A 16,360-nucleotide genomic window follows, 5' to 3' on the forward strand; every position below is an offset into this window, starting at 1 on the left:
CTCAAGGGGTGGGCGAGGGGTGCAACGCGACTGCCATGTGGCGTTCATGTGGGGCGTTGTCGTACGGAAAGTGGTACTGAAATGACCCCAGTCTCGGTACCGTTCCGGTATGGCAATGAATCTGCGTCTGCGCGAGGACCAGCAAGCGGCGCTCAAGCTCAGGGCCGAGGCCGAGGGGCGCAGCATGCACGCGGTCGTGCTGCAGGCGATCGACCGGTATCTGGAAGAGGAATCGGACCGCGCGAAGGTCCGGAGGCTCGGCGACAAGTACGCGGCGCGCCACGCCGATCTGCTGCGCAGGCTGGGGGAGCAGTGAAGTACCTGACGGTCGAAGAGGTCCTCGACCTGGCCGAGTTGGGCTGCGGAGGGCAGCGGATCGCCGTGCGCGACCTCGGCCTGCTCACCTCCGCCGCGCACCGCCCGCAGTCGCAGATGTTCGGCGTCGAGGCGTACACGGACCGGTTCGAGAAGGCCGCCGCCCTGCTGCAGTCGCTCGCCGTGAACCATCCGCTGGTCGACGGCAACAAGCGGATGGCCTGGATGTGCACGGCCGTCTACCTCGACCTCGCGGGGGCGGACATGGTCGAAGTCGATCAGGACGCGGCGTACGACCTCGTGATCGACGTGGCGTCGGGCAGCGCGGACGATCTGCACGTCATCGCCGGCCGGCTGCGCGCCCTGCACACCCCCGCGTGATCACCCCCGCCGCGTCCCGCGCGGCGCGTGCCGTGTGACTCCGGTCCCACCGCGCGCCGCACGGGCCCGTGACTGAGGGCCCGGCGCCGGCGGCTTCGGTCAAGTCGGCCGGAGCCGTCAATCGGGCACCGGTAAGGTGGCCCGGTTGTCATACGTAGCCGAACGCTCGACCCTCGACGGAGACCGTGACTACCACCGCCACCTCCAACCACCACCTCTCCCCGGCCTTCCCCGGCCGTGCCCCCTGGGGTACCGCGAACAAGCTGCGTGCCTGGCAGCAGGGGGCCATGGACCGGTACATCCAGGAACAGCCGCGCGACTTCCTCGCCGTCGCCACCCCCGGCGCCGGCAAGACGACCTTCGCGCTGACCCTTGCCTCCTGGCTGCTGCACCATCACGTCGTGCAGCAGGTGACGGTGGTCGCACCGACCGAGCACCTGAAGAAGCAGTGGGCGGAGGCCGCGGCCCGCATAGGGATCAAGCTGGACCCGGAGTACAGCGCGGGCCCGCTCAGCAAGGAGTACCACGGCGTCGCGATCACGTACGCGGGCGTCGGCGTGCGGCCCATGCTGCACCGCAACCGCGCCGAGCAGCGCAAGACCCTCGTGATCCTCGACGAGATCCACCACGCCGGTGACTCCAAGTCCTGGGGCGAGGCCTGCCTTGAGGCGTTCGAACCGGCGACCCGGCGGCTCGCGCTTACCGGTACGCCGTTCCGCTCCGACACCAACCCGATCCCCTTCGTCACGTACGCGGAGGGCAACGACGGCATCCGCCGCTCGTCCGCCGACTACACCTACGGGTACGGCAATGCCCTCGGCGACGGCGTCGTGCGGCCCGTCATCTTCCTCTCGTACAGCGGCAACATGCGCTGGCGGACGAAGGCGGGCGACGAGATCGCGGCGCGGCTCGGCGAGCCGATGACCAAGGACGCGGTCTCGCAGGCCTGGCGCACCGCGCTCGACCCGCGCGGCGACTGGATGCCGAACGTCCTGAAGGCCGCGGATCAGCGGCTCACCGAGGTCCGCAAGGGCATCCCGGACGCGGGCGGCCTCGTCATCGCATCCGACCAGGACTCGGCGCGCGCCTACGCCAAGCTGATCCGGGAGATCACCGGCACCAAGGCCACCGTCGTCCTCTCCGACGACGGCGGCGCCTCGAACCGGATCGACGAGTTCGCCGCGGACAACAGCCGCTGGATGGTCGCGGTCCGGATGGTCTCCGAGGGCGTCGACGTGCCGCGCCTCGCGGTCGGCGTGTACGCGACGACCATCTCGACCCCGCTGTTCTTCGCCCAGGCCGTCGGCCGTTTTGTACGGTCCAGGCGGCGCGGCGAGACCGCCTCCGTGTTCCTGCCGACCATCCCCGACCTCCTCGGCTTCGCCAACGAGATGGAGGTCGAGCGCGACCACGTCCTCGACAAGCCGAAGAAGGACGGCGAGGAGGACCCGTACGCCGAGTCCGAGCAGGAGATGGACGAGGCGAACAAGCAGGAGGACGAGGACACCGGCGAGCAGGAGCAGTTCTCCTTCGAGGCCCTGGAGTCCGAGGCGGTCTTCGACCGGGTGCTCTACGACGGCGCCGAGTTCGGCATGCAGGCGCACCCCGGCAGCGAGGAGGAGCAGGACTACCTGGGCATCCCGGGACTGCTCGAACCCGACCAGGTGCAGATGCTGCTGCAGAAGCGGCAGGCACGGCAGATCGCGCACAGCCGGAAGAAGTCCGACGAGGAAGCCGATCTGCTCGAACTGCCCGCCGAGCGGCGGCCGGTGGTCTCCCACAAGGAGCTGCTCGAACTGCGGAAGTCGCTGAACACGATGGTGTCGGCGTACACCCATCAGTCCGGCAAGCCGCACGGTGTCATCCACACCGAGCTGCGCCGGGTGTGCGGCGGCCCGCCGAGCGCGGAGGCCACGGCGGGCCAGATCCGGCAGCGGATCGCGAAGGTCCAGGAGTGGGCCACCCGGATGAAGTGAGGCCGGGGGAGCGGGAGTTGGCTCCCGCACCCTCGGCTCGCCCGTGCCGCGGGCCCCGGTGCGACCCGTGCCCTCAGCCCTGGTTCAGCCCCGGTGGCCCGAGCGGTGCCGGCCAAGGGCGACCATCCCGGCGCCGACCGCGAGGGTCAGCGCACCGGCCCCGATGATCCACCCCGTACCCGAGTCGTTCGCGACGACCGGTTCCGTAGGGGCAGGCCCGGACCGCGCGGCCACCACGGAGACCGAGGTGAGCGGCGCGACCGCGGCCGGGGACGCGGGCCCGGGAGCGAGCGTCCCGGCGGCGACGGCCGGTACGGCGGATGCGGCGGATACGGGAGCGACAGTCGATATGGGGGATACGGCGGCGGCCGCGGGCGCGACGCAGAGCAGCGCACCGGCGAGAGCGGTGACGGCGGTGACGGCGACGCGGGGTGCGGGACGGCGGGGCTTCATGTCGGCGGGCCTTTGCTGAGGTGGTGCTCGGGTGGCGCTGAGACAGTGCTCTCGTGGTCGGTCCGCGAGCAGTGCTCTCGCAATACGCGAGAGCACTGCTCGCTGACCGGCTGTCCGCCACCGTAGAACGCGCCCGCGAGCCACAGCGCCCGCAAAGGTCCCGGCCCTCGCGGCGTTGGTCCCCGTACGGGAGAACCCGAGGGTGTCCTAGGTCCCCAATCGGGCAAACCGCACCGATCGCCGGCGATTTCCCGCACCGGGTGCCCGGATTCTGGACGGAGTCTTCCGCTCAGCGGGATTTGCTCGCTACTGTCCCCCGAAACGCACACGCCCCGTGGCAGCGCCGCCGCGGAGCGCAGCCGGTGCCAGGTGGTACCGGGGCGAGCGTGCCTCGGGCCTCCTCTTCGCTCCGGCGGCCTCTGACGCGCGTCACCGACGGGACTCGGTGACGGACTACGCATCGGGGACCGCCGCAACACACCTCACAAGGAGAGGGCGTCGTGACCGCGGAGACTTCTCAGACGCTCGACCGGGGACTACGGGTCCTCAAACTGCTCGCCGACACCGATCACGGCCTGACCGTGACGGAACTGTCCAACAAGCTCGGAGTCAACCGCACCGTCGTCTACCGGCTGCTCGCCACCCTCGAACAGCACACCCTGGTCCGCCGTGACCTGGGCGGCCGTGCCCGTGTGGGCCTCGGCGTGCTGCGCCTCGGCCGCCAGGTCCACCCCCTGGTACGGGAGGCGGCGCTGCCCGCGCTGCGCGCCCTGGCCGAGGACATCGGGGCCACCGCGCACCTCACGATGGTCGACGGGGCGGAGGCCCTCGCCGTGGCGGTGGTCGAGCCGACCTGGACCGACTACCACGTGGCGTACCGCACAGGCTTCCGGCACCCGCTCGACCGGGGCGCCGCGGGCCGGGCCATACTCACCGCGCGCCAGGGCCTGCTCGACGACCCCGGCTACACGCTGACCCACGGCGAACTGGAGGCCGGCGCGTCCGGCGCCGCCGCCCCGCTGGTCGGAGTGACCGGCATCGAGGGCAGCGTCGGCGTCGTCATGCTGGCGGACGCGGTACCTGAGCGGGTGGGCCAGCGCGTGATGGACGCCGCCCGGGAGGTCGCGGACGCGCTGCGCTGAGGATCCCTTCGGGGCGCGAGGGGAGTGGTGTGCCGCACGCATTAAATTGGGTGCGTGCTCTCTCGCCTCGCCGCCCTCCCCCGCCCCACGGCCCTCGCCCTCAGCGCCGTACCCGTACTGGCTGTCCTGGGGGTGACCCTCTTCGCGCCGCTGCCGTTCGCGGTGGCGCAGCCCGGGTCGACCTCGGACGTGCTCGGTGAGCACCAGGGCGACCAGGTGATCACGGTCGAGGGCGCGCCCACCCGGGAGACCGACGGCAAGCTCCTCATGACGACGATCGTGGCGACCGGCCCGACCGTGGACGTCGGTATCGGGGACGTGGTCGACGCGTGGTTCCGTACCGACCGGGCCGTGATGCCGCGCGAGGCGGTCTATCCGAGCGGGGACTCGGCCGAGGAGATCGAGAAGCACAACCTCGGCGAGATGAAGAAGTCGCAGGACGAGGCGGTCGAGGCGGCCCTGACCTACCTGGACAAGAGCCCGAAGGACGTGCGGGTCCAGCTGAAGCTGGCCGACATCGGCGGCCCCAGCGCCGGGCTGCTGTTCGCCCTCGGCATCATCGACAAGCTGGACGGCGACGGCAGCGGCAAGGACCTCACGGGCGGCCGCACCATCGCCGGTACGGGCACGATCACCCCGGACGGCGAGGTCGGCCCGGTCGGTGGCGTGGCCCTGAAGACCCAGGCGGCGGGCCGGGACGGCGCGAGTGTCTTCCTGGTCCCGAAGGCGGAGTGCGCCGACGCGCAGTCCGAACTCCCGGGCGGCGTACGCCTGATCCCCGTCACCACGCTCGACAGCGCGGTCGACGCGCTGCACGCCCTGAACGGCGGCGGCAAGGTCCCCAGCTGCTGAGCGGTAACGGCGCCCCCGCAAGGAACTACCCCTCCTTGACGAACCCTTCCTTCACCAGCCAGTCCATCGCCACCGAGTGCGGATCCTCGCCGTCCACGTCGACCTTGGCGTTCAGTTCGCGGGCCACGTTGTTATTGAGCTTCTTGGTGATCGGGTCCAGGATCTTGGCCAACTCCGGGTACTTCTCAAGGGACTTGGAGTTGATCTCGGGGGCGGCGTTGTAGTTGGGGAAGAAGTGCTTGTCGTCCGCCATCACCGTCAGGTCCATCGCCTTGATGCGGCCGTCGGTGGTGTACACCTCGCCGTAGGTGCAGGCGCCCTTGGCCGCCTGGGTGTAGACGATGCCGCTGTCCATCTTGGTGATGTTGGAGGGCGGGATCTTCATCCCGTACGCCTTCTGCATGCCCGGCAGCCCGTCGTTGCGGGAGGCGAACTCGCTCTCCACGCACAGCGTGACCGCGCCCGGGTCGGACTTCGCGAGTGCCGCCACGTCCGAGAGCGTCTTCGTCCCGTACTTCTTCGCGTTGGCCTGGTTCAGGGCGAGCGCGTAGGTGTTGTTGAGCTGGGACGGAGGCAGCCAGGTGATGCCGTTCTTCAGGTCCGCCTCGCGCACCGCCTGCCACTGCTTCTGCGGGTCGTCGATGGGCTCGGTGTTGCCCTGGTACGTGATCCAGGCGGTGCCCGTGTACTCGTACATCAGGTCCGCGTCGCCGCTCTTGATCGCCTCGCGGGCGCCGATCGAGCCCTGGATGCCGGTGCGGTCGAGGACGTTCGCGCCCGCCGCCTCCAGCGCGATGCCGGTGATCTGGCCGAGGATCAGCTGCTCGGTGAACTCCTTGGACGTGACGGTCAGATCGGCGCCCTCCAGGGGCCTGCCCTGCCCGATCGAGCCCGGCTGTACGTCGTCGACCATGGGGGAGCCGCTGGTCAGGCCGCAGCCGGCGAGCAGCGAAGGGACGAGGACCGCCGAAGCGGCAAGCGAGATGAGGGAGAGGCGCCGCCGCCTCATGACCACCCTCATGCCCGGCCTCATGACCGCACCTCCAGACCCCGTGGCCGCAGCAGCAGCTCGGCGAGCGAGGCCAGCCAGTCCACCAGGAGCGCGAGCGCCACGGTGAGGATCGAGCCCAGGATGAGGATCGACATCCGCTGGTTGGTGATGCCCGTGGTGATCAGGTCGCCGAGACCGCCGCCCCCGCCGAAGGTGGCGAGCGTCGCGGTGCCCACGTTCAGGACGAGCGCGGTGCGTACGCCCGCGAGGATCAGCGGTACGGCCAGCGGGAGTTCGACCTTCCCGAGCACACCGAGCGGGGACATCCCGATGCCGCGCGCGGCCTCAAGGAGCGTCGGGTCGTTGGCCTTCAGGCCCGCGATGGTGTTGGAGAGCACCGGAAGCACCGCGTAGATGACGATGCCGAACAGGGCGGCCCGCATACCGATGCCCATCCAGATCACCAGAAGTGCGAGCAGACCGATCGCGGGCGTCGCCTGGCCGATGTTGGCGAACGCCATCGCCACCGGGGCCGCGCCGCGCAGCTTCTTGCGGGTCAGCAGGATGCCCAGCGGGATCGCGATGATCAGCACGAAGAACGTGGAGATCACGGTGAGTTCGATGTGCTGCCGAAGACGCAGCCACACGATCCCGCCGGCCAGCGCGTTCTCGGCGATCGAGTCCAGTTCGGCGTTGCGGAACCAGAGCCACGTGATCAGCAGCCCGATCGCCAGGACCGCGGGCAGGATCGTCAGCTTCTGCCAGGTCACCCGGGGCGGGGCCGATGCCACGGCCGGTGTCGGCGGCGCCTCCTGCTCGGCCTCGCCGGCATCGCGGAACGGCACGCCCTTGACCTCGTGCTCACCCTCCGGGCGCGCGGGCGGTGTGGGGTGCGAGGGCTTGCGTGGAGTGTTCACGCCCGCTCCTCCCCGGTGGCCTCGGCACCTTCCTGCTCGCGGTGGGTGTGCTCGGCGCGCTGCTCCTCCAGGTCGTGCTGGTGCTCCACGGCGTCGAGGCGGTCGGCCTCCAGGAGTTCGTGCACGGAGTTCATCAGCGTCTCCATGTCGACGACGCCCTCGTACGCCCCGCGCCTCCCGGTCACCGCGACCCGGCCCGCGTTGTCGGTGAGGACCGCCTCCAGGGCGTCCCGCAGGGTCGCGTCGCGGGTCACCGTGTCGTGGACGAGGGTGCCCGCGCGGGCGAGGGAGCCGCGGGCGCGCATCAGGTCGCCGCGCCGCAGCCATTTGTAGGGGCGGCCGCGCTTGTCGAGCAGCAGGATCTCGTTGGTGTTGCCGGAGCGGAGCTTGCCGAAGATGTCCTGCAGCGGGTCGTCGACCGTCACCGTCGGGTAGTCGCGCACCTCCACGTCCCGTACGCGCGTCAGGTTGAGGCGCTTGAGGGCCGCGCCCGCGCCCACGAAACCGGAGACGAAGTCGTCCGCCGGGTTGGTGAGGATCGCCTCCGGGGTGTCGAACTGGGCGATGTGCGAACGCTCCCTGAGCACCGCGATCCGGTCGCCCAGCTTGATCGCCTCGTCGAAGTCATGGGTGACGAACACGATCGTCTTGTGCAGTTCGTGCTGGAGCCGGATCAGCTCGTCCTGGAGGTGGTCGCGGGTGATCGGGTCGACCGCGCCGAACGGCTCGTCCATCAGGAGCACCGGCGGGTCGGCCGCCAACGCCCGTGCCACGCCCACGCGTTGCTGCTGCCCGCCGGAGAGCTGGCGCGGATAGCGGCCGCGGAACTCGCCCGGGTCGAGGCCGACCAGGTCGAGCATCTCCTCCACCCGGTCCTTGATCCTCGACTTGGACCAGCCGACCATCTTCGGTACGAGCGCGATGTTCTGCGCGACGGTCATGTGCGGGAAAAGCCCGGAGGACTGGATCGCGTACCCGACCTTGCGGCGCAGCTTCACCGGGTCCATGTCGGTGACGTCCTCGCCGCCGATCCTGATGCGGCCGCTGGTCGGCTCGATCAGCCGGTTGATCATCTTCAGCGTGGTGGACTTCCCGCAGCCGGACGGGCCCACGAAGATCACCAGTTCGCCGGCCTTGATCTCCATGTTGACCTCGTCCACCGCGGGGTTGGGGCTGCCCGGGTAGCGCTTGGTCAGGTTCTCCAGCTCGATGGTCGCGCCGGTCGCCGCGGCCGCGGAGCCGGTGGAACCGGAGCTCGTGGCGCCGGAGTCAGTGGCGCTCGTCGCTGTCTCAGGCACGGATTCCCCTCGGAATGGTCAGTCGTCCGATCAGGACGTACGCGGCGTCGAACAGCAGCGCCAGGATGATGATCCCGAGCGTGCCCGCGAGCACCTGGTTGAGCGCGTTCTTGCTGCCCAGGGAGCCGATGCCGCGGAAGATCTCATTGCCGAGCCCGGGGCCCGAGGCGTACGCGGCGATCGCGGCGATGCCCATCAGCATCTGGGTGGAGACCCGGATCCCGGTGAGGATCGGCGGCCAGGCCAGCGGCAGTTCCACCCGGAGCAGCCGGGCCGTACGCGACATCCCGATGCCCTTCGCGGCGTCCACCAGGGCCGGGTCAACGCCGCGCAGCCCGACGATCGCGTTCCGCACGATCGGAAGCAGCCCGTACAGGGTCAGGGCGATCACGGTCGGCGCGACCCCGAGGCCGACGATCGGGATGAGCAGACCGATCATCGCGAGCGACGGGACCGTCAGGATGGTGGAGGTCGCGGTCGTGGCGAGCGAACCGGCCCACTCGCTGCGGTACGTGACCACGCCGATCACCACCCCGATCAGGGTCGCCACGACCATGCACTGGAACACCGCGCTCGCGTGCTGGAAGGCATCCGTGAGGAGCTGCTGGTGGCGATTGCCCAGGTAGTCCCAGAAGTTCACCAGGCCACACCTCGACTCTTGATTCGGTCAGCGGGTGCCGGGCTCCAACGACGCCGCCTGCTCCACCAGCGGGATGATCCGCAGCGGAACGGGGTTCTCCATGACGATCGCCGTCGCGGCCCGGACGATGCCATCAAAGCCGACAACCCGGTCGATCACACGTTGGAGATCGGCGTTCGACCTGGCCACCAGACGGCACAGCATGTCGCCGCTGCCGGTCGTGGTGTGCAGTTCCAGGACCTCGGGGACGGTGGCCAGATGAGCCCGTACGTCAGCGCCCTGCCCCTGTTTGATCTCAAGGGTCGCGAACGCGGTGACCGGGTAGCCGAGGGCGGCCGGGTCGACGTCCGGGCCGAAGCCGCGGATGACTCCATTCGACTGAAGCCGGTCGAGCCGCGCCTGCACCGTGCCGCGCGCGACACCGAGCCGCCGGGACGCCTCGAGGACCCCGATCCGGGGCTCGCGGGCCAGCAGCACGATGAGACGTCCGTCGAGCTCGTCGACGGTGGGACCGACTGTCATGCCTGGCTCACACTCCCGATGGTCATCCTGCACAGATCGTCCGGACATACTGGCCCGTCGCTATGCAGGTTGCCCAGCGATTCAGCTAACTATTGCGCACCTTGTGGATCGGCGGGAACCTGCGGACATGGCAGCTCTTTCATCGAACTCGCACGTCACCCCCCACACCGCACGGCAGGCCGATCCCTTCCCGGTCAAGGGCATGGACGCGGTCGTCTTCGCCGTGGGCAACGCCAAGCAGGCCGCGCACTACTACTCCAGCGCGTTCGGCATGAAGCTGGTGGCCTACTCGGGACCCGAGAACGGCAGCCGCGAGACCGCCAGTTACGTACTGGAGAACGGCGGCGCCCGCTTCGTCCTCACCTCCGTCATCAAGGCGACCAGCGACTGGGGCCGCTTCCTCGAAGCCCATGTCGCCGAGCACGGCGACGGCGTGATCGACCTCGCCATCGAGGTCCCGGACGCCCGCGCCGCGTACGCCTACGCCGTCGAGCACGGCGCCACCGGCCTCGAGGAGCCGTACGACACCAAGGACGAGTACGGCACCGTCGTCCGCGCGGCCATCGCCACGTACGGCAGGACCCGCCACACCCTGGTCGAGCGCACCGAGTACGACGGCCCCTACCTGCCCGGCTTCGTCGCCGCCGACCCGATCGTCGAACCGCCCGCCCGGCGCACCTTCCAGGCCATCGACCACTGCGTGGGCAACGTCGAACTCGGCAAGATGAACGAGTGGGTGGCCTTCTACAACAAGGTCATGGGCTTCACGAACATGAAGGAGTTCGTGGGCGACGACATCGCCACCGAGTACAGCGCGCTGATGTCGAAGGTCGTCGCGGACGGCACGCTCAAGGTCAAGTTCCCGATCAACGAGCCCGCCATCGCGAAGAAGAAGTCCCAGATCGACGAGTACCTGGAGTTCTACGGCGGCGCCGGCGTCCAGCACATCGCCCTCGCCACCAACGACATCGTCGAGACGGTACGCACGATGCGCGCGGGCGGCGTCCGCTTCCTCGACACCCCCGACTCGTACTACGACACCCTCGGCGAGTGGGCGGGCGAGACCCGCGTACCCGTGGAGACGCTGCGCGAGCTGAAGATCCTGGTCGACCGGGACGAGGACGGCTACCTGCTGCAGATCTTCACCAAGCCGGTCCAGGACCGGCCGACCGTGTTCTTCGAACTCATCGAGCGGCACGGGTCCATGGGGTTCGGCAAGGGCAACTTCAAGGCGTTGTTCGAGGCGATCGAGCGGGAGCAGGCCCGCAGGGGCAATCTTTAGGTCCTAGCTCGTCGTTCAGGTGGACGTGGTCCGGAGTGCTGTCGATCGGCCTCCGGCCTCGTCCTCAAACTCCCCCAGCTACCGCTGGGAGGTGCCCCCAGACGGGCTGGATTTCGTCGGCGTCGGCGTCGGCTTCGGGGTCGGTGTGGTCGTGGTCCTCGGGCGGGCGGCCGGGGCTCTCGGGGGTGTCGGTGACGGGCCCGTCGTCGGCTTCTCCGAGGGCTCCCCGTGCATGTTCGCCGGGCCGCCCTCCGGGGGCTCGCCGAGCGCGTCCAGGGCCTCGATCGCGTACGGCGCTAGCAGCGGTGAGAAGTGCGGGTTGATCCGCAGCGCCTCCTGGAGGTGGCGGCGGGCCGGGCCGGACTGGCCGAGTTCCCGCTCGATCTGGCCGCGGTGGTACGCGAAAAGCGCGCTCCTCGGGCCGTCCTTCATCGCCCGCTTCGCGTACCAGAGCGCCCGCTTGCTGTCACCCGCCCGGTACAGCGCCCAGCCGAGCGCGTCGCTCGCCTCCCGGCCCGGCTGCCGCTTGAACTCCGCGACAAGGCGTACCACCGCCGCCTGCGGGACGTCGTGGTCGGCCTCGAAACGGCCGAGGACCAGTGCGTCGTTCACCCCGACCGTGCCCTCGGCCCGCACCCGCGCCCGCAGCAGGTCGTACTGCGCCCGCGAGGCCGGCTCCATACCGAGCGACTCGTACAACTCGCCCAGTTCCAGGGAGAGTTCGGGCAGCGGCAGCTTCGCCACCGCCGCCTGGTACGCGGCGAGCGCCTCGGGCGTACGGCCCAGCGCACGCAGCGCGCGGCCCTTCCCGGCCAGCGAAATGTAGTGCTCAGGGTCGGTGCGCAGCGCCGCCTCGAAGTACCGCAGCGCCTGCGCCGCCTCGCCCCGCTCGAAGGCGAGCTCACCGAAGCGGTGCTGGTACGTGGCCTGCTCGGCCGGTGTCTTCGCCAGCGCCGCCGCGTCCGAGAGGTACGCCGCCGAGTCCTCCCGCCAGCCGCGGTCCCGGTACACCTGCGACGTACGGGCCATCACCGCACTGCCCGACCGCAGCTCCTGGAGCTTCTCCAGCGCCTTGCCGACCGCCTTGTCGTCACCGAGGCCGCCGTACGCGTCGATCAGCGGCGGGTACAGCGTCCACCGCTCCGGCGCCTTCGCCACGGCCTGCTCGCCCCACTTCTTCGCCGCGCGCCAGTCGTGCCGGGCGCCCGCGAGCAGCGCCATCCCGGCAAGACCCTCGACGTTGCCCCGCCCGCCGGGAAGCGCCGCGAGCGACCGCTTCAGGGCGTCGTCGGCCTTCGCGTAGTACTCCAGGTCGGCGGTGCGGCGGCCCTTCTCGACGTAGGCCGCGCCGAGCACCGCCCAGGACTCGTCGTCGCCGGGATGGCGGCTGACATGCGCCTCGCGCTCCCCGATCAGCGCGGCCAGGTCCGGCAGCGAGGCCGGCACCCCCGCCCCGGTCGCGGCCGTCGCCCGCCCCACCGGACCCGGCGCGGGCGGCGGCGCCTTCTTCTGCAGCAGCGGTACGACACTGATCACGCCCGCGAGCACCGCCGCGCCCGCGACCGAGGTGAGCAGCGCCCGCCCTGCCGACGATCCCCGGCGGGCAGCCCTGCGGCGGGTCTGGCGGCGGGTCCGGCGGCGGGTCTGAGGGTCCTGGTCGTTCGCCATGGCGCCACTGTGCGCCCGTATGACGATCACATCCGGGCATGCGCCGGGCGACGCAGACGGGTTCACACCGATGGCCCCCGGTGCCAGGCTGGGATCATGAACGGTGTCCCCGAGAGCAACCCCGGTCACCTCGCCGCGCTGCTGCGCGAGGGACTCCCCGCCGAAGCGGTCCTCTCCGACCCGGACGTCACGGCCTCGTACGCCAACGACATGGCCAGCTTCTGCGAGGCGGGCACCCCGGCCGTCGTCGTACTGCCACGCACCGTCGAAGAGGTGCAGCACGTCATGCGCACCGCGACCGCGCTGCGCGTCCCCGTCGTCCCGCAGGGCGCCCGTACCGGCCTGTCCGGCGCGGCCAACGCCTCGGACGGATGCATCGTGCTCTCCCTGACCAAGATGGACCGCATCCTGGAGATCAGCCCGGTCGACCGGATCGCCGTCGTCGAACCGGGCGTCGTCAACGCGGTGCTCTCCCGCGCCGTGAACGAACACGGCCTCTACTACCCGCCGGATCCCAGCAGTTGGGAACAGTGCACCATCGGCGGCAACATCGGCACCGCGTCCGGCGGCCTGTGCTGCGTGAAGTACGGAGTCACCGCGGAGTACGTCCTCGGGCTCGACGTCGTCCTCGCCGACGGCCGGCTGCTCAGCACCGGGCGGCGCACCGCGAAGGGCGTCGCCGGGTACGACCTGACCCGCCTCTTCGTCGGCTCCGAGGGCAGCCTCGGCATCGTCGTACGCGCCGTGCTCGCGCTCAGGCCGGAGCCGCCCCGACAGCTCGCGCTCGCCGCGGAGTTCGGTTCAGCGGCCGACGCGTGCGCGGCCGTCTGCAAGATCATGGAGGGCGGCCATGTGCCCTCGCTCCTCGAACTGATGGACCGCACCACCATCACGGCCGTCAACGACATGGCACAGATGGGCCTGCCGGACACCACCGAGGCGCTGCTCCTGGCCGCCTTCGACACCCTCGACCCGGCCGCCGACCTGGCCGCCGTCGCCGAGCTCTGCACCGCCGCCGGAGCCGCCGCCGTGGTGCCCGCCGACACCCACGCCGAGTCCGAACTGCTGCTCCAGGCACGGCGGTTGTCGCTCACCGCGCTCGAAGCGGTCAAGGGCACCACGATGATCGACGACGTGTGCGTGCCCCGCTCCCGGCTCGCCGACATGCTCGACGGCACCGCCCGGATCGCCGAGAAGTACGGCCTGACCATCGGGGTGTGCGCGCACGCGGGCGACGGCAACACGCACCCCACCGTCTGCTTCGACGCCCAGGACCCCGACGAGTCCCGGCGCGCCCGTGAGTCCTTCGACGAGATCATGGCGCTCGGCCTGGAACTCGGCGGCACCATCACCGGCGAGCACGGCGTCGGCGTCCTCAAGAAGGAGTGGCTGGCCCGCGAGATCGGACCCGTAGGCGTCGAGCTGCAGCGCGGCGTCAAGCAGACCTTCGACCCACTGGGCCTGCTCAACCCCGGCAAACTCTTCTGACGCACCCCGGCCACGCCACGTACGTATCGCACGCGGCCGTATCGCACGCAGCGGACCCCGCACGCGTACGGGACCTGCGCACCGCACCGCGCTCACTCACCGTCCATGGACTCGTCCGACGGCCACGGGTCGCGCAGCCACAGGTCGTCGGCCGGGGTCGGCGTGAGCAGATCGGCCAGACCGTCGTCGATGCCCAGGTGCTCCGACTCCGAACCGGGCGGAACCACCCGCAGCGTCCGCTCCAGCCAGGCGGAGACGGCCGCGGCCGGGGCCTCCAGGAGGGCGTCGCCGTCGGGCGAGCTGAGCGCCATCAGGACCACGCTGCGCCCTTCCATCTTGGTCGGCCACACCCGTACGTCCCCGTGCCCGCACGGCCGGAAGACACCCTCGACGAGCAGCTCACGGGCGAAGGTCCAGTTGACGGGCTGGTCGGAGCCCACGTGGAACATGATGTGCACGGCGTACGGGTCGTCCGTGCGGTACGTCAGGCGGGCGGGCACCGGGATGCTGCGCTCGGGGGAGAGCACCAGCTTGAGTTCGAGTTCGCGTTCCACCATGGAGTGCATGTCGTGCCTTCCTTCTTCCTCCTGCGACGTCCGGGCCCGGATCAGGCCCGCAAGAGGAGAGAGCGCGCAGCACGACGATGCTTACGCGACTTCGGGAAAGTTTTTTTCCGGACTGTGCCGGGAGTCCTCCGGGACCCTTGCGCCGTCCCGTATGTGCCGGGAAAGTGCCCGGAAAGTGGACGGAACGCCGGGGACGGCCCAGCGCCCCCGGGCGGTCTGATAGATGTGGACCCTCACCACACCCTCCAGCAGATACGGGACTTCGGACGGACCATGAGCGCCCCTACCCCGGCCCCCGGCGACAGCAGCCCCACGAGTGGGTACTACCCGGACCCCTCCATCCCCGGATATATCCGGTACTGGAACGGCGCCGCCTGGGTGCCCGGTACCAGTCGCCCCGCGCCCGCCGAGGGTGAGCCGATGCCCGCGCCGCCCGGCGGCCACGAGCCCGCGCCCGCTGTCGTGCCCGAGCAGCAGGTCGCCCCGATAGAGGAGACCGGCCCGATGTTCCTCGACGAGGAGCCCGCGGCCGCGTACCCCGAGGCGGCCGCCGACCGCCCGGGGAACCCCGAACCCGCCTCCGTCTGGCAGGCCGACGCGTCCCGGCAGGCCGGGTTCGGCGCCGAGCAGCCGCACCGGGTCTCCTGGGGCGGGCAGCCCGAGGGCGAGCCGCAGGGCCTCCCGGGCGCGCAGGGCACCCAGGGCACCCAGGGCGGTGCACAGCAGCAGCAGCCCGCCCCGCAGCAGCAGCCGCCCGCCGGTCAGGCCCCGGCCGCACGGACCGACGGCACGGTCACGATCCGCGCCCTGAAGCCGGGTCGCGCCCCGCAGGGACAGGGCGGTGGACAGCAGCCGGGCGCCCCGCAGACGCCCGGCCAGGGCATTCCGCAGTCCGGTCTGCAGCCCGGCGGTCCGCAGCCCGGTGCCGGGCAGGGTGAACAGCCGCCCGCCGACGGCACGATGATGGTCCGCCGGGTCCGCCCCGGCGGGAGCGCCCCGGGCGCGCAGGGCGGTGCCGCACCGCGACAGCCCGAGCCGGGCACCATGGCGATCCGCGCGCTGCCCGGCCAGTCCGCGCACCCGCCGGGCACTCCGGGTGCGCCGGGCGCTCCGCTCGCGGGCGGCCCCAACTCCGCGCCCGCCCAGTCCGGTTACGGCTACCCGCAGCCCGCGTCCCCGCAGCAGGGCACCCCCGGACAGTCCGCACCGGGTGGTTCCGGTTACGGCTATCCGCAGCCCCAGTCGGGCGGCCACGGCGGCGGCGCCTGGCCGCAGCAGCAGCCCGCGCAGGGTCCGGACATGGGCGCGGGACCGGTGGCGCCGTTCAAGCCGCCGACCAGCGACCCGTTCCTCGCGGCGGCGCAGGCCGCGGCCTCGGCCCGGCCCGCCGGTCTCGGCAAGCGTCTGGTGGCCCGGCTGATCGACACGGTCGTCCTGGGCGCGGTCACCGGCGCGGTCGCGGTACCGCTGCTGAGCAGCGCGACCGAGCACATCGACGGCAAGATCGAAGAGGCCAGGCTGTCCGGTGTGGAGACCACGGTGTGGCTGCTCGACGGCACCACCTCCCTCTACTTCGGCATCGTCCTCGTCGCCCTCCTGGCCTTCGGCGCCCTGTACGAGGCGCTGCCCACCTCCAAGTGGGGCGTCACCCTCGGCAAGAAGCTGATGAAGATCGAGGTCCGGGACATCGAGGAGTACGCCGCCCCGACCTTCTCGGCGGCCCTGCGCCGCTGGCTGGTCTACGTCGTCCCCGGCATCCTGGCGATCGGCGTCCTCGGCGTCCTGTGGTGCACCTGGGACCGGCCGTGGCGCCAGTGCTGGCACGACAAGGCGGCCCGCACGTTCGTCGCGGGATAGCGGGGGAGAGGC

The 16,360-nt window shown here is 71.0% G+C and carries 16 protein-coding genes; 8 read left to right on the top strand and 8 right to left on the bottom strand.

The window, feature by feature from the left end:
* The first annotated feature begins 115 nt into the window (after nucleotides 1–115).
* The 3 genes from GUY60_RS39085 (at nucleotide 116) to GUY60_RS19360 (ending at nucleotide 2,672) form a co-directional block, all read left to right on the top strand.
* Nucleotides 116–316, top strand: a complete 201-nt coding sequence (locus GUY60_RS39085) for a ribbon-helix-helix protein, CopG family (protein ID WP_161699560.1) — start codon at nucleotides 116–118, stop codon at nucleotides 314–316.
* Entirely contained in the window at nucleotides 313–696 is a 384-nt protein-coding gene (locus GUY60_RS39090) for a type II toxin-antitoxin system death-on-curing family toxin (protein WP_161699531.1), read from the top strand. The genes GUY60_RS39085 and GUY60_RS39090 overlap by 4 nt, the downstream gene beginning before the upstream one ends.
* A gap of 185 nt (nucleotides 697–881) precedes the next feature.
* A complete protein-coding gene (locus GUY60_RS19360) occupies nucleotides 882–2,672 on the top strand; it encodes a DEAD/DEAH box helicase (RefSeq protein ID WP_161699533.1) in 1,791 nt (596 codons plus the stop codon).
* 84 nt (nucleotides 2,673–2,756) lie between these two features.
* On the opposite strand, the gene GUY60_RS19365 is transcribed toward GUY60_RS19360, so the two are convergent.
* Nucleotides 2,757–3,125, bottom strand: a complete 369-nt coding sequence (locus GUY60_RS19365; protein WP_161699535.1) for a hypothetical protein — start codon at nucleotides 3,123–3,125, stop codon at nucleotides 2,757–2,759.
* A gap of 500 nt (nucleotides 3,126–3,625) precedes the next feature.
* Here GUY60_RS19365 and GUY60_RS19370 point away from each other — a divergent pair, with 500 nt between their 5' ends.
* Together GUY60_RS19370 and GUY60_RS19375 are read left to right on the top strand one after the other, a co-directional pair.
* Entirely contained in the window at nucleotides 3,626–4,267 is a 642-nt protein-coding gene (locus tag GUY60_RS19370) for an IclR family transcriptional regulator (protein WP_161699537.1), read from the top strand.
* Nucleotides 4,268–4,321: 54 nt separating this feature from the next.
* Nucleotides 4,322–5,119 carry a S16 family serine protease gene (locus GUY60_RS19375; protein WP_161699539.1) on the top strand — a complete coding sequence of 266 codons (798 nt, stop codon included), beginning with the start codon at nucleotides 4,322–4,324 and terminating at the stop codon, nucleotides 5,117–5,119.
* A 25-nt stretch (nucleotides 5,120–5,144) separates the two neighbouring features.
* Here the strand turns inward: GUY60_RS19375 and GUY60_RS19380 are convergent, their stop codons facing one another.
* From GUY60_RS19380 to GUY60_RS19400, 5 genes are read right to left on the bottom strand one after another with little or no spacing between them, the layout of a single operon-like run.
* Nucleotides 5,145–6,128 carry a glycine betaine ABC transporter substrate-binding protein gene (locus tag GUY60_RS19380; protein WP_161699541.1) on the bottom strand — a complete coding sequence of 328 codons (984 nt, stop codon included), beginning with the start codon at nucleotides 6,126–6,128 and terminating at the stop codon, nucleotides 5,145–5,147.
* A gap of 20 nt (nucleotides 6,129–6,148) precedes the next feature.
* On the bottom strand, nucleotides 6,149–7,027 hold the full coding sequence (locus GUY60_RS19385; protein WP_161699543.1) for an ABC transporter permease: 879 nt from the start codon (nucleotides 7,025–7,027) through the stop codon (nucleotides 6,149–6,151).
* Complete coding sequence (locus tag GUY60_RS19390) at nucleotides 7,024–8,325, bottom strand: betaine/proline/choline family ABC transporter ATP-binding protein (protein WP_161699545.1); 1,302 nt, start codon at nucleotides 8,323–8,325, stop codon at nucleotides 7,024–7,026. Before GUY60_RS19390 ends, GUY60_RS19385 begins: the two co-directional genes overlap by 4 nt.
* Entirely contained in the window at nucleotides 8,318–8,965 is a 648-nt protein-coding gene (locus tag GUY60_RS19395; RefSeq protein ID WP_161699547.1) for an ABC transporter permease, read from the bottom strand. The genes GUY60_RS19390 and GUY60_RS19395 overlap by 8 nt, the downstream gene beginning before the upstream one ends.
* A 27-nt stretch (nucleotides 8,966–8,992) precedes the next feature.
* Nucleotides 8,993–9,487: an Lrp/AsnC family transcriptional regulator gene (locus tag GUY60_RS19400; RefSeq protein WP_161699548.1), complete on the bottom strand. Its 495-nt coding sequence runs from the start codon at nucleotides 9,485–9,487 to the stop codon at nucleotides 8,993–8,995.
* 127 nt (nucleotides 9,488–9,614) lie between these two features.
* Here GUY60_RS19400 and hppD point away from each other — a divergent pair, with 127 nt between their 5' ends.
* Nucleotides 9,615–10,769: a 4-hydroxyphenylpyruvate dioxygenase gene (gene hppD, locus GUY60_RS19405; RefSeq protein WP_161699550.1), complete on the top strand. Its 1,155-nt coding sequence runs from the start codon at nucleotides 9,615–9,617 to the stop codon at nucleotides 10,767–10,769.
* A 78-nt stretch (nucleotides 10,770–10,847) separates the two neighbouring features.
* Here the strand turns inward: hppD and GUY60_RS19410 are convergent, their stop codons facing one another.
* Nucleotides 10,848–12,437 carry a tetratricopeptide repeat protein gene (locus GUY60_RS19410; RefSeq protein ID WP_161699552.1) on the bottom strand — a complete coding sequence of 530 codons (1,590 nt, stop codon included), beginning with the start codon at nucleotides 12,435–12,437 and terminating at the stop codon, nucleotides 10,848–10,850.
* A gap of 96 nt (nucleotides 12,438–12,533) precedes the next feature.
* Between GUY60_RS19410 and GUY60_RS19415 the strand changes: the two genes are divergently transcribed.
* The gene (locus GUY60_RS19415; protein ID WP_161699554.1) at nucleotides 12,534–13,925 is read left to right on the top strand and encodes an FAD-binding oxidoreductase; all 1,392 of its coding nucleotides are present in this window, start codon (nucleotides 12,534–12,536) and stop codon (nucleotides 13,923–13,925) included.
* A 92-nt stretch (nucleotides 13,926–14,017) separates the two neighbouring features.
* On the opposite strand, the gene GUY60_RS19420 is transcribed toward GUY60_RS19415, so the two are convergent.
* Complete coding sequence (locus GUY60_RS19420) at nucleotides 14,018–14,491, bottom strand: SsgA family sporulation/cell division regulator (protein ID WP_161699556.1); 474 nt, start codon at nucleotides 14,489–14,491, stop codon at nucleotides 14,018–14,020.
* 273 nt (nucleotides 14,492–14,764) lie between these two features.
* On the opposite strand from GUY60_RS19420, the gene GUY60_RS19425 reads away from it, so the two are divergent.
* Complete coding sequence (locus GUY60_RS19425; protein WP_161699558.1) at nucleotides 14,765–16,348, top strand: RDD family protein; 1,584 nt, start codon at nucleotides 14,765–14,767, stop codon at nucleotides 16,346–16,348.
* Nucleotides 16,349–16,360 lie beyond the last annotated feature (12 nt).

The sequence above is a fragment of the Streptomyces boluensis genome (assembly GCF_009908195.1).
In the GTDB taxonomy this organism is placed as follows: domain Bacteria; phylum Actinomycetota; class Actinomycetes; order Streptomycetales; family Streptomycetaceae; genus Streptomyces; species Streptomyces boluensis.